The organism is Sphingomonas sp. dw_22 (assembly GCF_018449795.1).
Classification (GTDB): Bacteria; Pseudomonadota; Alphaproteobacteria; order Sphingomonadales; family Sphingomonadaceae; genus Sphingomonas.
In genome coordinates this window covers 1-13,262 of sequence record NZ_JAAVVE010000008.1, presented here as the reverse complement: position 1 = coordinate 13,262, position 13,262 = coordinate 1, and the positions used below count along the sequence as shown (strand labels likewise).

The window sequence follows — 13,262 nt, the reverse complement described above, 5'->3', positions numbered from 1 at the left end:
TTAAACCCGAATATAAACTCTGAATATCAAGAAGGACTATTAATGGCTATTTCGATGCGTCTCTCGCGCGGTGGTTCCAAGAAGCGCCCCTATTACCGGATCGTGATCGCGGACGCCCGTTCGCCCCGCGACGGCAAGTTCATCGAGAAGATCGGCACCTATAACCCGCTGCTCGCCAAGGACGACGAGAAGCGCATCGTGCTCGACGGCGACCGCGCCAAGCATTGGCTGAGCGTCGGTGCCCAACCGACCGATCGCGTCGCCCGTTTCCTTGACGCCGCCGGCGTCAAGGAGCGTGCCGCGCGCAGCAACCCGAACAAGGGCAAGCCGGGCGAGAAGGCCACCGAGCGCGCCGAGGAGCGTGCCGAGAAGCTGAAGGCTGCCGAGGAAGCCGCCGCCGAGGCCGCTGCCGCGCCGGCGCCCGAGGCTCCGGCCGCCGACAGCAACGAGGAAGCCGAAGCGGTGATCGCCGCCGAGGTGGAAGCCGCGACCGAAGCGCCGACCCCGGAGGCCGAGCAGGTCGCCGAGGCGGTTTCCGAAGAGACCCCGCCGGCCGAGGCCTGATCCTTGGCCAGCGATCGGCCCGTCACGCTCGCCGCCGTCATCGGCGCGCATGGCGTGACGGGCGAGGTCCGCCTCAAGGTCTTCGCCGAGGATCTTGGGGCGCACCAGTCGTTCAACGGCGGCGCGCTGACGCTCAAGTCGATCCGGCCCGGATCGAACGGGGCGATCGCGCGCTTCGCCGAGGTGGCCGATCGCAACGCCGCCGAGGCGCTGCGCGGGACGCAGCTTACCGTCCCGCGTTCCGCCCTCCCGCCGCTGGGCGAGGGCGAATATTATCATATCGACCTGCTCGGCCTGCCCGTCGTCTCGGAGGGCGGCGAGGCGCTGGGCAAGGTGATCGCGATCGACAATTACGGTGCAGGGGACGTGCTCGAGATCGAGCGGCCCGACGCCAGGCGCTTCATGGTGCCGATGCGGCCCGAAGCGGTGCCCGAATGGGACGCGGAGCGGTTGATCGTCTCCGAAGCCTTTATCGAGCGCTGAGCGCTCGGCCTAATCGAGATAGCCGGACCTGGCGATATACGCCTTCACCGCGGCGGCATCGGCATAAGGCAGCTCGATCATTTCCTTGATCGCTCGCTTCTTGTCCGCCGCGCGGGCAAAATAGTCCTGGGCGATCCGATAGCCGACATAATAGCCCATGTCGCTGACGCCGAAGGCATTGTCGGCGCTGTTGTAGAGCCAGTTGCCCCAGGCATCGCCGTCCATCTCGGCGCGGAAACGGTCGCGGACCTCGGCTTCGTGCGCGGGACCATAGGTGTAGAGCGGCAGGGCGGGCCGGCGGCCGGTGATCTGCTCGGCGACGAACTCGGCCACGCCCTCCATCGCGATGCGGCCGACCAGCAGCTCGCCCGAATCCTGCTGCTGGGTGTGGACATATTCGTGGACGTTGTTCTGGCCGTTATTGGCGAAGGGCCGGCTCTTGAAGAAGGTGCCGAGCCGGGTGCGCAGCGGCTCGGGGAGTTCGGACACGTCCACCGTCTCGTCGCCCAGCGCCAGCTCGGCGCCGATCAGCACCATGTTGCCGGTGGTGGTGCCGCCGGTGCGCAGCACGCCCACCGCATAGGTGATGCTCGCCGGCTTGAGTGCCGGATAGAGCTGGCGGAACTTCTCGATATCGCGGGAGAGCGGCGCGGCGGCCTGGAGGGCGCGCGCGGTGAGCGGGCGCACCGAGGTCCAGAATTTGGGCCAGTTGCCGATCGCGTCGACATATTGCTGGGCAGTGTAGCGCCGCGCGGCCATCAGCGCGTGGAGGCCCGGCGTGCCCTTGTCGATGTACATGCTCTGGACCAGCGCGAGCTTCTGCGCCGGATCCTGGGCCGCGCGGATTGCGTCATAGGCGGTCCAGAAGCGATCGACGTCCCCGGTCTGCACCGTTTCCGCGGGCGCGGCGACCTGTGCGGCGGCGGGCGTCGCCGCGGCGAAGGCGAGGGCGGCCAAGGCGGACCGGATGTGCATCGTCCATACTCTCCCCAATTGCGCATTCTCGTAGGGAGTGCGGCTATTTTCGGCAATCGTTTGATGACCGTTTCGGCCGTGCCGGTCCTGTCTCCTTGACCCTGTGGTGCGCTGTATATACATTGCGTATATACGGAGGATCGGCATGGGCGAGGAATATCGCGCCAAGGTGTTCAAGTCGGGCAATTCGGTGGCGTTGCGGCTGCCGAAGGCGCTGGGCCTGAAGGAAGGCATGGAGATGCGCGTGCGCGAGGAGCAGGGGCGCTATGTGGTCGAACCGGTAGAGGCACCGAAGCGGAAGATCGATATCAGCGGTTTCGCCGGGAAAGCGCCATGGCTGAAGCCGTTGAAGCCCGAGGATCGCATCTTCGAAGAGCGGGAATTGGACTGGGAAGGCAAGCGGCTGAAACGGGATGGCTGACGGCCTGTTCCTGCTCGACAGCGATATCTGCATCTACTTGTTGAACAACGCGTCGCCGACATTGTCTGCGCGCGTAGCGGACCAGTCAGCTGATACGCTGTTCGTCTCTGCCGTTTCGCTTGCCGAGATCGCAGTCGGTTACGGAGCGAATGCTCAGGATGCGCCCGATCTGGCGGCATTCGTCGCCAATATACCGGTGCTGGCTTTCGATGAGACGGCGGCGCGGATCTATGGAACGCTTCCGTTCAAACGGGCGCGTTTCGACAGGTTGATCGCCGCGCATGCCCTTGCAGTCGGCATGACGCTGATAACGAATAATCCGGGCGACTTCGCAGACATCCCCGGCCTGAAAATCGAGAACTGGACCCTGTGACCTTCGCCGCGACCGTATTGACGCTCTATCCGGAGATGTTTCCCGGGCCGCTCGGCATTTCCCTCGCCGGGCGGGCGCTGCGCGAGGGGCTGTGGGGCCTGGAGGCGGTGCAGATCCGCGACTTCGCCACTGACAGGCATCGCTCGGTGGACGACACGCCGGCGGGGGGCGGGGCGGGGATGGTGATGCGTGCCGACGTGCTCGCCGCCGCGCTCGACAGCGTCGCGCCGGGGCGGCCGATGCTGGCGATGACGCCGCGCGGCGCGCCGCTCACGCAGGAGCGGGTGCGGGCGCTTGCCGACGGGCCGGGCGTGACGATCCTGTGCGGCAGGTTCGAGGGGATCGACGAGCGGCTGTTCGAGGCGCGCGCGATCGAGCAGGTCTCGATCGGCGACTATATCCTGTCCGGCGGGGAAATGGCGGCGCTGACGCTGCTCGACGCTTGCATTCGGCTCATTCCCGGAGTAATGGGCGCGCCTTCCAGCGGCGTGGACGAGAGCTTCGAAACGGGGCTTCTCGAATATCCGCAATATACCCGACCTGCTGAATGGGAAGGGCGCACGATCCCCGAAGTGCTGCGATCGGGGGATCATGCGAGGATCGCGGCCTGGCGAAAGCACATGGCCGAGACCGATACACGGCTAAGGAGGCCGGACCTTTGGGAGCGCCACGAGGGCGCTCGGGCCCAGTCTCCCTCTGGCGCGCGGCGACGAAACAAGGACGAATGACATGAACGTCATCCAGACGCTCGAAGCCGAGCAGATCGCCAAGTTCAACGCGGCGAAGAAGATTCCGGAATTCCGCGCGGGCGACACGCTGAAGGTCGGCGTGAAGGTCGTCGAAGGCGAGCGCACCCGCGTTCAGAACTATGAAGGCGTGTGCATCGCGCGTTCGAACAAGGGCATGGGCTCCAACTTCACCGTGCGGAAGATCTCGTTCGGCGAGGGCGTCGAGCGTGTCTTCCCGCTCTATTCGCCGAACATCGATTCGATCGAAGTCGTCCGCCGCGGCGTCGTGCGTCGTGCGAAGCTCTATTATCTGCGCGGCCGCACCGGCAAGTCGGCCCGTATCGCCGAGCGCCGCGACGTGCGCCCGACCGAGACGGCCGCCGCCGAATAAGCTCCGGCTTTTCGAGACAAGGGCGTGGACACGAAGGTGTCCGCGCCCTTTTCCGTTTCAGCCCCTGGTGGCTTCGAACTGATGTGCGAGCGCATGGGCGCGGTCATAGCCGTGCAGCACCGATTCATGGCACTGGGCGATCAACTCGCGGGTATCCGGATAGAGGTGGTCGTCGTGCATCGCGCGCTCGAACGCTTCCTTCAGATGCTCCTCGCCGCGTTCGACTTCGCTGACCAGCGCCACGCCGTCGCCGTCCAGGGCGCGGCGGAGCTTCTCCCAGCGGCCATGGAGGCGTGTGGCGGTCGATCCATATTCGGCCGGGGTGCCGCCCAGTTCGCGGCTGGCGGCCTGGAGGCGCGCGACGACGTTGCGCCGTTCGGCGGCTATCGAGCGGAAGAAATCGGCATAGCGCCCCGCCTGGGCATGGCCGGCCGAATGTTCATAGCCACGGATGCTGTCGATCGTGGTGACGATCAGATCGTCCAGCTTGGCGATATCGGTATTCATGGACATGGCGGCTTTCTCCCTGTCCCGTAAAAACCGGCGCGCGTGCTTAAGGGTTTCCGAAAATGAAGGTTATCGCGGCGTTGGGCATGGCCGGCGTCGCGATCCGGGGTTCGTTTCGCCTGCGCTCTTTACCGCGCCGCGATCCCCCGCGATAACGCGCGCGCTCAGGGAGGCGAATAAGGTATGCGCAAATGGCTGTTGGGTCTGGCTTTGACCGCGGGTGGAACGCTGATCGTGCCGGCTGACGCGAACGCGCAGGTGAGCCGCCTGACGCTCGATCGCGTCTTCTCCAGCCCCGACATCGCCGGATCGGCGCCGCGGGCGATGAAGCTCTCGCCCGACGGCAAATGGCTGACGCTGCTGCGTGCCCGCGCCGACGAGAAGGAGCGCTTCGACCTGTGGGCGATGGATACCACCAGCGGCGAATGGCGGATGCTGGTCGATTCGAAGAAGGTCGGCAGCGGCGCCGAGCTTTCCGAGGCCGAGAAGATGCAGCGCGAGCGCGCCCGCATCGGCGGGAGCAAGGGCATCGTCGCCTATGACTGGGCGCCCGACAGCCGATCGATCCTGGTGCCGCTGGAAGGCGAGCTGTATCGCGCCACGCTGGACGGCAAGGCCGAGAAGCTGCCCGCCGGCGCCGGGCCGAAGCTCAACGCCGCGATCAGCCCGGCCGGCGGCTATGCCAGCTATGTCCAGGACCAGAATCTGGTGGTGATGAACCTGGCGACCGGCAAGGCCGCGCCGATCACCCAGGACGGCAAGGATACCGTCCATTGGGGCGAGGCCGAGTTCGTGGCCCAAGAGGAGATGGACCGGTTCAGCGGTTATTGGTGGTCGCCGGGCGATCGCTATGTCGCGGTCGAGCGGTTCGACGAGGCGCCGGTGGGCATCGTCACCCGCGCCGCGATCGGCGCCGAGGGCACCAATATCTACCAGCAGCGCTACCCCAAGGCGGGCACGCCCAATGCGCTGGTCGAGCTCTATGTCATGGACCCGGCCGGCGCGAACCGGGTGAAGGTCGATCTGGGCAAGGAGACCGACATCTATGTCGCGCGGGTCGATTGGGCGAAGGACGGCAGCGCACTCTACGTCCAGCGCCAGAACCGCGACCAGACCGTGCTCGACATGCTCAAGGTCGATCCCGCGACCGGCAAGTCGAGCATCCTCTTCACCGAGAAATCGGAGCCGCGGAGCTGGGTGAACCTGTCCAACGGCTTCGAGCCGCTCTCCGACGGCAGCCTGATCTGGTGGTCCGAGCGCGACGGGCACGGCCATCTCTATCGCTGGAAGGCGGGGAAATGGACCCAGCTCACCAAGGGCGATTGGGAAGTCGCGATCGACGCTACCTATGTCGATGAGGCGAAGCACCGCGTCTTCTTCCTGGGCAACAAGGACGATGTGCTGGAGCGGCAGCTCTATTCGGTCGATTACGCCAAGCCGGGCGTCCCGGCGCGGCTGACCGAGGCGGGCTGGTGGAACAGCGCGACGATGGATGGATCGGCGACGCGGGCGATCGTGACGCGATCGAACATCAACCAGCCGAGCCAGGTCTATCTGGCCGACGCCACCGGCAAGCGGCTGGCCTGGGTGAGCGAGAATGCGGTGACTGCGGCGGATCACCCCTATCATCCCTATCTCGCCGGCCACCGCGAGCGGACCTTCGGCACGGTGAAGGCCGATGACGGCACGGTGCTGCACTGGGAGATGATTACGCCCAGGCTGGAGCCGGGCAAGCGCTACTCCGTGTTCTTCCAGCATTATGGCGGACCGCATTCGCAGACCGTCACGCGGGCCTGGGGCGGCGCGCTCCAGCAATATCTGGTCGATCGCGGCTATATCTGGTTCCAGATCGACAATCGCGGATCGGCCAATCGCGGCAAGGAATTCGAGGACGCGATCTGGCACGCGATGGGTTCGGTGGAAGTCGCCGACCAGCTTGCCGGGGCGCGCTATCTGAAGAGCCTGGGCTTCGTCGATCCGGACAGGATCGCGATCTATGGCTGGTCCTATGGCGGATACATGACGCTGAAGATGCTCGAATCCGCGCCGGGCGTGTTCGCCGCGGGCGTGGCGGGGGCGCCGGTGACGAAGTGGGAACTCTACGACACCCATTATACCGAGCGCTACATGGGCGATCCGAACAAGGTGCCCGAAGCGTATGAGAAGTCCGACAATATCGCCGATGCGGCCAAGATCGCCGACCCGCTGCTGATCGTCCACGGCATGGCCGACGACAATGTCGTGCTGGAGCACACCACCGCGATGGCGGCGACGCTCCAGCAGCATGAGGTGCCGTTCGAGATGATGATGTATCCCGGCTATACCCACCGCGTGGGCGGCCCCGGCATCAGCCAGCATCTCTGGGGCACGATCCTGGGCTTCCTGGACCGGCGGCTGGGGACGGAGGGCAAGTAACAGGCTCGCGCCGGTTGGGCGGAAATCCACGGGTTCGGCGGATTTTCGCCGGACCGGTTGACTCCGCCGGTTGACCAAGTTGACTCCCCAAAGGGGTATTTCGGGACGCGGGCTTGCCTGCGTTTCCTGTGCCTCGACGATGAGAAAGAGCCGATCCCCGGGGTCGGCGCTCAAATCCTACATTGCAAGGGGTGCCCTTTACATCGGGAATTTCCGATGGGTATTGAGCGGCAGGAAATCATCGGTTAATCCCGATGCATGGACTCGGAACGCGCACTCTCCGCTCTCGCCGCGCTGGCGCATCCCACGCGGCTGGATGCCTTTCGCCTGTTGGTGCGGCATGAGCCCCATGGGTTGTCGACCGGCCAGCTGGTCGAAGCCTCGGGGCTGAGCCAAAGCACCTTTTCGACTCATCTGGCGGTGCTTGCCAAGGCCGGGCTGGTCCTGTCCGAGAAACGCGGGCGCCAGCAGATCCAGCGTGCCGATATCGGCGGGCTGCGGGCCTTGATGCTCTTTCTGGCGAAGGACTGCTGCCAGGGCCGGGCGGAACTCTGCGAGCCGCTTCTGGCCGAACTCGCCTGTTGCTGAACGCGGGCGCGATGACCGACATCATCCTCTACCACAATCCCGAATGCGGCACTTCCCGGAACGTGCTGGCGATGATCCGCAATGCCGGGATCGAACCCCATGTCATCGAATATCTCAAGACCCCGCCGAGCCGCGCCCTGCTGGTCCAGTTGATCGCCCGCGCCGGGATCACGCCCCGCGCCCTGCTGCGGGAGAAAGGCACGCCCTATGCGGATCTTGGACTGGGCGACGAGAGCCTGAGCGACGGCGCGCTGGTGGATGCCATGATCGAGCATCCCGTCCTCATCAATCGGCCGCTCGTCGTGTCCCCGCTGGGCGTCAGGCTCTGCCGGCCGTCCGAGGTCGTCCTGGAGCTCCTGCCGACCCCGCAAAAGAGCGTTTTCGTGAAGGAGGACGGCGAGGTCGTGGAGGCGACGCGGCAATGACCGCCGCCGCCCGACAGCGCTGATCGAAGGACCGGCATGACCATATTCGAGCGGTATCTGACCCTGTGGGTGGCGCTTTGCATCGTGGCGGGCGTCGCCCTGGGGCATATGCTTCCCGGACTGTTCGCAGCGATCGCGGCGCTCCAAGCGGCGCGGGTCAACCTCGTCGTCGCCTTGCTGATCTGGCTGATGATCGTCCCCATGCTGCTCAAGGTGGACTTCGGGGCGCTGGGGAGCGTCCGCCGGCATTGGCGCGGCGTCGGCGTGACCCTGTTCGTCAACTGGGCGGTCAAGCCCTTCTCGATGGCGCTGCTGGGGACATTTTTCCTCGGCCATCTGTTCGCGCCTTTGCTCCCGGCCGGGGAGGCATCCGGATATATTGCCGGGCTCATCCTGCTTGCCGCCGCGCCCTGCACGGCCATGGTCTTCGTCTGGTCGAACCTCGTGGACGGCGAGCCGGGCTATACCCTGAGCCAGGTCGCGTTGAACGATCTCGTCATGGTCTTCGCCTTCGCGCCCCTTGTCGGCCTGTTGCTGGGCGTGGCTTCGATCACGGTGCCGTGGAACACGCTTGCCCTGTCGGTCGCGCTCTACATCGTCGTGCCGGTGGTGGTTGCCCAGTTCGCGCGGCGGATACTGCTGCGCCGCAGCCGGCGATCCTTCGACAGGCTCCTCGCGGTATCGGGGCCGGTCAGCCTGGCCGGCCTGCTGGCCATGCTCGCCCTGCTGTTCGGCTTCCAGGGCGAGCAGATCCTCCGGCAGCCGCTCGTCATCGCGCTGATTGCCGTGCCCATCCTGTTCCAGGTCTATCTCAACGCCGGTATCGCCTATTGGCTCAGCCGGCGCCTGGGCGTCGCCTGGTGCGTGGCGGGGCCCGCCGCGCTCATCGGGGCCTCCAACTTCTTCGAGCTGGCCGTGGCGGCCGCAATCAGCCTTTTCGGGCTCAACTCCGGCGCTGCGCTGGCCACCGTGGTCGGCGTGCTGGTGGAAGTTCCGGTGATGCTGTCGATCGTCGCGTTGGTGAAGCGCAGCAGGCCCTGGTATGAGAAAGGAACGGCGGCGCGACGATTCTAGCGCATCAGCCGCGCCGGCGCGGCGTCGCCCGGACGCTTGCAGATCGTGCGGGTCTCGGTGCCGTCATAATGGCACAGGTCGATCCAGGGCTCGCCGCCGGTGGCGCGGTTTCGGCCGTAATCCATCATGCAGCGCATGAAGGCGGGGATGAACATCGCCTCGCGCGGGGTCTTGAGCGGGCCGCAGCGGACATGCAGGTCGTAGGTGGGCGTATAGTTCTGGTAGCCGTCGGCGCTGACGAACCAGATCGCGCCGCCGGGCTGGTTGAGGCGCAGCGCCGCGATCGAGCCGACCTCGAGCTGGTTGACCATGATCGCCTCGCTGCGCTGGGCGGCGTTGAGCGCATCGGCGTTGCGATCGATCCGGGCACGCGCGCCGGGCGGGGGATTGTCGTCGGGCTGGAGCGCGGTGGGGCCGTTGCGGATGACATAGACCGGCGGCGGTTCGGGCGCGGCGAGCGTGTCGGCCGGCTGGAGGCCGCGTTCCTGGAGCAGCCGCCGGCGCTCCTGACGGACCAGCAATGCGGCCTGGCGGCGTGCCTCGACCACCGAGGAGAGGAACACCGACTGGCGGACGCCGCCGTCATAATAGGTTTTTCCGTCGACGCGGACCTGCTGGTAGAAGACCGGCACCGCCGCCGAGGCGATCGCGGCGCCGGCAAGGCATTGGGTGGCCTTGCCCAGATCCGCGTCGCTGTCGCCATAGGGCGCGAGCAGCTCCTGCACGTCGACATAGCCGAAATCGCCCGAATTGGCCTCGATCATGCCGAGCAGCACCTTGCGATCCGGATTGTCGCGCAGCCGGGCGATCAGGCAGATGCCCGCGCGGCCCTCGGGCGATTTGGGATCGTAGAGGCGCGGGCAGATGCGCTCCTCGAAGCGGCGCTTGAGCGGCTTGAGATTGGCCAGGGCGCCGTCGAGCGCGGCGAGGAACTGCATCGATTCGCGATCGACGATGTCGCTTTCGCGCACGGGGGAATAGGCGTTCTCCAGCGCCTTGCGGATCGCGGCGCCCTCGGCATCGGGGCGGTCGAGCCCGGCGCCGACGAACAGCGACTGCAGCGCCCCGGTGCTGACGCCGGTGACGACGGCGACATCGGGGAACAGCCGCTCCTCGGCCAGCTTGTTCATCAGCCCGACGCCGAACGCCCCCCATTGCCCGCCGCCCGAGAGCAGCAGCACCGCGCGCCGTGGCCCGGACTGGGCGCGGAGATAATTCTCATCGGTACGCAGCCGGGCGATCTCGCGGGCGGCGAGGCGGGCGGCGAGCGCGCGATCGGACGGGGGGAGGGTTTCGAGATCGAGTCCGCGGATCTGGCGTTCGAGCGGGGTGTATTCGATCGGATGCACGCGCGCGGCGAAATCGGCGCAGTCCATCTTGAGCGCGCCGCGCCACGCGCAGCTGCCCAGGGCCAGCCCCAGCAGGACGATCGCCATCATTCGCCGCATTGCCCGGTCCCCCTCAAGCCGTTCGCCATCCTACCCGAATCGGGGCGGCGGGTCTTGCGGAAATCCGGCCAAAGCGGAGCCATGGGCCGGGCAAAGCACGGCTTGCTTGCGCCGAAGCGCCCGGAGGCGTAGCGGCACCACTCGTCCTCAATCTGGAGTATGTGATGGGCTACCGTGTCGTGGTCGCTGGCGCCACCGGCAATGTCGGGCGTGAAATGCTGAACATCCTGGCCGAGCGGGAATTCCCGATCGACGATCTGGCGGTGCTCGCCTCGTCGCGCTCGACCGGCGACACGGTCGATTACGGCGAGACCGGGAAACAGTACAAGGTCCAGAACATCGAGCATTTCGATCCCACCGGCTGGGACATGGCGCTGTTCGCGATCGGATCCGAGGGCAGTGCGAAATACGCTCCGAAGTTCGCCGCGGCGGGCTGCACGGTGATCGACAATGCCTCGCTCTACCGCATGGACCCGGACGTGCCGCTGATCGTGCCCGAGGTGAACCCCGAGGCGATCGACGGCTATACCAAGCGCAACATCATCGCGAACCCGAACTGCTCGACCGCGCAGATGGTGGTGGCGCTGAAGCCGCTGCACGATGCCGCGAAGATCAAGCGCGTGGTGGTCGCGACCTATCAGTCGGTCTCCGGCGCGGGCAAGGCGGGGATGGACGAGCTGTTCGAGCAGAGCCGCAACATCTTCGTCGGCGATCCCGCCGTGCCGCAGAAGTTCACCAAGCAGATCGCGTTCAACGTGATCCCGCATATCGACAGCTTCCTGGACGACGGATCGACCAAGGAAGAGTGGAAGATGGTGGTGGAGACCAAGAAGATCCTCGATCCGAAGATCAAGGTGACGGCGACCTGCGTGCGCGTGCCGGTGTTCGTCGGCCATTCGGAGGCAATCAACATCGAGTTCGAGGACGAGATCTCGGCCGCGAAGGCCAAGACGATCCTGCGCGAGGCGCCGGGGGTGATGCTGATCGACAAGCATGAGGACGGCGGATACGTGACGCCGATCGAATGCGTCGGCGAATATGCGACCTTCATCAGCCGCGTGCGCGAGGATTCGACCGTCGACAACGGGCTGTCGCTGTGGTGCGTTTCGGACAACCTCCGCAAGGGCGCGGCGCTGAACGCGGTGCAGATCGCCGAGCTGCTCGGCCGGCGGCACCTGAAGAAGGCGGCATAACCGTGCTGGCGGGCGGCTGCCGTTGCGGCGCCGTCCGCTACACGCTGGCGGTGGAGACGCTGCCGGCGGTCTATTGCTGCCATTGCCTCGATTGCCAGACCTGGTCGGCCAGTGCCTTCACCGAGCAGGCGCCGGTGATGGACGGTGCGCTGGCGGTCGAAGGGCCGATCGTCGAATACAGCTTCACCAATCCGAGCGGCTCGCTGTCGCGGCAGTTCGTATGCCGGACGTGCCACACGCGCATCTACAATGTGAACAGCGCCCGGCCGGGGCTGGCGATCCTGCGCGCCGGGACGCTGGACGCGAGCGACGGGATCGTGCCGCGCGCGCATATCTGGGTCGGGCGCAAGCAGCCCTGGATCGTCATCCCCGAAAGCGTGCCGCAATTCGCGGAGAGCGCGCCGCTCGGCGAGCTTGCGGCGATATTGCAGGATTGATCCGGGCTCAGGGGGCGTCGGGGCTCCAGCCGCCGCCCAGCGCCTGGTAGAGCGAGACCGATGCCGACAGCCGATCGGCGCGGGCCTGGACCAGCGCGAGCTCGGCCGAGAGCAGGGCGCGCTGGGCGTCGAGCTGCTCCAGATAGGGCGAATAGCCGGCGCGATAGCGGTTGGTGGCGAGGCGTAGCACTTCGGCGAGCGAGGTGCGCTGGCCTTCGATCACCTGCTCCTGCTCGGCGATGCGGCTCACGCCCGCCAGCGAATCCTCGACCTCGCGGAAGGCGGTGAGCGCGGCCTTGCGATAGGCGAAGGCCGCCTGATCGCGCCGGGCGGCGGCGGCGTCCTGCTGCGCGGTGAGCCGCCCGCCCTCGAAGATCGGGGCGAGGATGCTGCCGCCCAGCGAGAAGATCGTGACCGGATCGGGGATCAGCGTCGAGGCGACCAGGCCGCCGGCCGCGCTCAGCCGGATGTTCGGCATGAAGGCGGCGCGTGCCGAGTCGAGCGAGCGATCGGCGGCGACCACGCTCTGCTCGGCCTGGGCGATGTCCGGGCGGCGGCGGAGCAGCTCGGAGGGGAGACCTGCGGGTGTTTCCGGCGTGTGGAGGGCATCGAGCGCGAGGCCGCGCGCGATCTCGCGGGGGCTTTCGCCCAGGAGCAGGCTGAGGGCGTCTTCCTGGCGGCGGATCGCCAGCTCGGTGGCGGGGATCAACGCTTCGGTGGCGGCGAGCTCGGCCTCGGCCTGGCGCTGATCGAGCATCGGGGCATAGCCGGTCTCGGCGCGGCGCTGGGTGAGGTGGAGCGTGGTGCGGCGGGCCTCGACCGTCTGGCGGAGCACCGCCAGCCGCGCGTCGAGCGCGCGCAGGCCGATATAGCCGCCGGCGGCGGACGCGGTGACGGCGAGGCGGACATTGTCGCGCGCGGCCTGGGTAGCGAGCAGCGCGGCGCGGGCGGCGGCGCTGGCGTTGGCAAGGCGGCCGAACAGATCGGCGTCATAGGCGACCGAGAGCTGGGCCTGGCCGGCGGTCTGATCGGTGCCGATGCCGAAGGCGTTGAGCGCGCGCTGCGGACCGCCGGCGGCCCAGGCGCCCACCCTGGCCAGGCCCTGGGCCGGGGCGGGGCGGAACCGGCCCCGTGCTTCCCCCCCCCCGGCCCGCGCCCGGGCCGTGTCCGCGTGTCGTGCCCGCCCCCGCCCCCCCCCCCGGGGTGGGGGCGGGGCCCCCGACCCCCGCCCCCCCGTGGC

Annotated in this window: 16 protein-coding genes; 12 read left to right on the top strand and 4 right to left on the bottom strand. The window is 67.2% G+C overall.

Features of this window, described 5'->3' with window-relative positions:
• The first annotated feature begins 42 nt into the window (after positions 1-42).
• Positions 43-564, top strand: coding sequence for a 30S ribosomal protein S16 (rpsP, locus tag HB724_RS05435; protein ID WP_213979897.1), 522 nt, complete (start codon positions 43-45; stop codon positions 562-564).
• A gap of 3 nt (positions 565-567) precedes the next feature.
• Positions 568-1,047, top strand: coding sequence for a ribosome maturation factor RimM (rimM, locus tag HB724_RS05430; protein WP_213979896.1), 480 nt, complete (start codon positions 568-570; stop codon positions 1,045-1,047).
• Positions 1,048-1,056: 9 nt separating this feature from the next.
• Here rimM and HB724_RS05425 read toward each other — a convergent pair whose 3' ends face one another.
• On the bottom strand, positions 1,057-2,022 hold the full coding sequence (locus tag HB724_RS05425) for a DUF2268 domain-containing putative Zn-dependent protease (RefSeq protein WP_218625079.1): 966 nt from the start codon (positions 2,020-2,022) through the stop codon (positions 1,057-1,059).
• Between the two features lie 145 nt (positions 2,023-2,167).
• Here HB724_RS05425 and HB724_RS05420 point away from each other — a divergent pair, with 145 nt between their 5' ends.
• The 4 genes from HB724_RS05420 to rplS are packed head-to-tail and all read left to right on the top strand — an operon-like array spanning position 2,168 to position 3,935.
• Positions 2,168-2,443 (top strand): AbrB/MazE/SpoVT family DNA-binding domain-containing protein, encoded by a 276-nt coding sequence (locus HB724_RS05420; RefSeq protein ID WP_213979895.1) that lies wholly within the window; start codon positions 2,168-2,170, stop codon positions 2,441-2,443.
• Positions 2,436-2,816: a type II toxin-antitoxin system VapC family toxin gene (locus HB724_RS05415; RefSeq protein WP_213979894.1), complete on the top strand. Its 381-nt coding sequence runs from the start codon at positions 2,436-2,438 to the stop codon at positions 2,814-2,816. The genes HB724_RS05420 and HB724_RS05415 overlap by 8 nt, the downstream gene beginning before the upstream one ends.
• Complete coding sequence (gene trmD / locus HB724_RS05410; RefSeq protein ID WP_213979893.1) at positions 2,813-3,544, top strand: tRNA (guanosine(37)-N1)-methyltransferase TrmD; 732 nt, start codon at positions 2,813-2,815, stop codon at positions 3,542-3,544. The genes HB724_RS05415 and trmD overlap by 4 nt, the downstream gene beginning before the upstream one ends.
• A gap of 1 nt (position 3,545) precedes the next feature.
• Positions 3,546-3,935 (top strand): 50S ribosomal protein L19, encoded by a 390-nt coding sequence (gene rplS, locus HB724_RS05405; RefSeq protein WP_213979892.1) that lies wholly within the window; start codon positions 3,546-3,548, stop codon positions 3,933-3,935.
• 57 nt (positions 3,936-3,992) lie between these two features.
• Here the strand turns inward: rplS and HB724_RS05400 are convergent, their stop codons facing one another.
• Positions 3,993-4,448: a PA2169 family four-helix-bundle protein gene (locus tag HB724_RS05400; RefSeq protein ID WP_213979891.1), complete on the bottom strand. Its 456-nt coding sequence runs from the start codon at positions 4,446-4,448 to the stop codon at positions 3,993-3,995.
• A gap of 177 nt (positions 4,449-4,625) precedes the next feature.
• Here HB724_RS05400 and HB724_RS05395 point away from each other — a divergent pair, with 177 nt between their 5' ends.
• The 4 genes from HB724_RS05395 (at position 4,626) to arsB (ending at position 8,944) form a co-directional block, all read left to right on the top strand.
• On the top strand, positions 4,626-6,857 hold the full coding sequence (locus tag HB724_RS05395; protein WP_213979890.1) for a S9 family peptidase: 2,232 nt from the start codon (positions 4,626-4,628) through the stop codon (positions 6,855-6,857).
• Positions 6,858-7,115: 258 nt separating this feature from the next.
• Positions 7,116-7,445 carry a metalloregulator ArsR/SmtB family transcription factor gene (locus tag HB724_RS05390; RefSeq protein WP_213979889.1) on the top strand — a complete coding sequence of 110 codons (330 nt, stop codon included), beginning with the start codon at positions 7,116-7,118 and terminating at the stop codon, positions 7,443-7,445.
• 11 nt (positions 7,446-7,456) lie between these two features.
• Positions 7,457-7,870, top strand: coding sequence for an arsenate reductase (glutaredoxin) (gene arsC, locus HB724_RS05385; RefSeq protein ID WP_213979888.1), 414 nt, complete (start codon positions 7,457-7,459; stop codon positions 7,868-7,870).
• A 36-nt stretch (positions 7,871-7,906) separates the two neighbouring features.
• On the top strand, positions 7,907-8,944 hold the full coding sequence (arsB, locus tag HB724_RS05380; protein ID WP_213979887.1) for an ACR3 family arsenite efflux transporter: 1,038 nt from the start codon (positions 7,907-7,909) through the stop codon (positions 8,942-8,944).
• Here arsB and HB724_RS05375 read toward each other — a convergent pair.
• Positions 8,941-10,392 carry a patatin-like phospholipase family protein gene (locus tag HB724_RS05375; protein ID WP_213979886.1) on the bottom strand — a complete coding sequence of 484 codons (1,452 nt, stop codon included), beginning with the start codon at positions 10,390-10,392 and terminating at the stop codon, positions 8,941-8,943. The genes arsB and HB724_RS05375 overlap by 4 nt on opposite strands.
• A gap of 164 nt (positions 10,393-10,556) precedes the next feature.
• Between HB724_RS05375 and HB724_RS05370 the strand changes: the two genes are divergently transcribed.
• Positions 10,557-11,585: an aspartate-semialdehyde dehydrogenase gene (locus HB724_RS05370; protein WP_213979885.1), complete on the top strand. Its 1,029-nt coding sequence runs from the start codon at positions 10,557-10,559 to the stop codon at positions 11,583-11,585.
• Positions 11,586-11,587: 2 nt separating this feature from the next.
• Positions 11,588-12,022 (top strand): GFA family protein, encoded by a 435-nt coding sequence (locus HB724_RS05365; RefSeq protein ID WP_213979884.1) that lies wholly within the window; start codon positions 11,588-11,590, stop codon positions 12,020-12,022.
• A gap of 7 nt (positions 12,023-12,029) precedes the next feature.
• Here HB724_RS05365 and HB724_RS05360 read toward each other — a convergent pair.
• The coding region (locus HB724_RS05360) for an efflux transporter outer membrane subunit (protein WP_213979883.1) at positions 12,030-13,262 on the bottom strand (1,233 nt) is incomplete at its 5' end.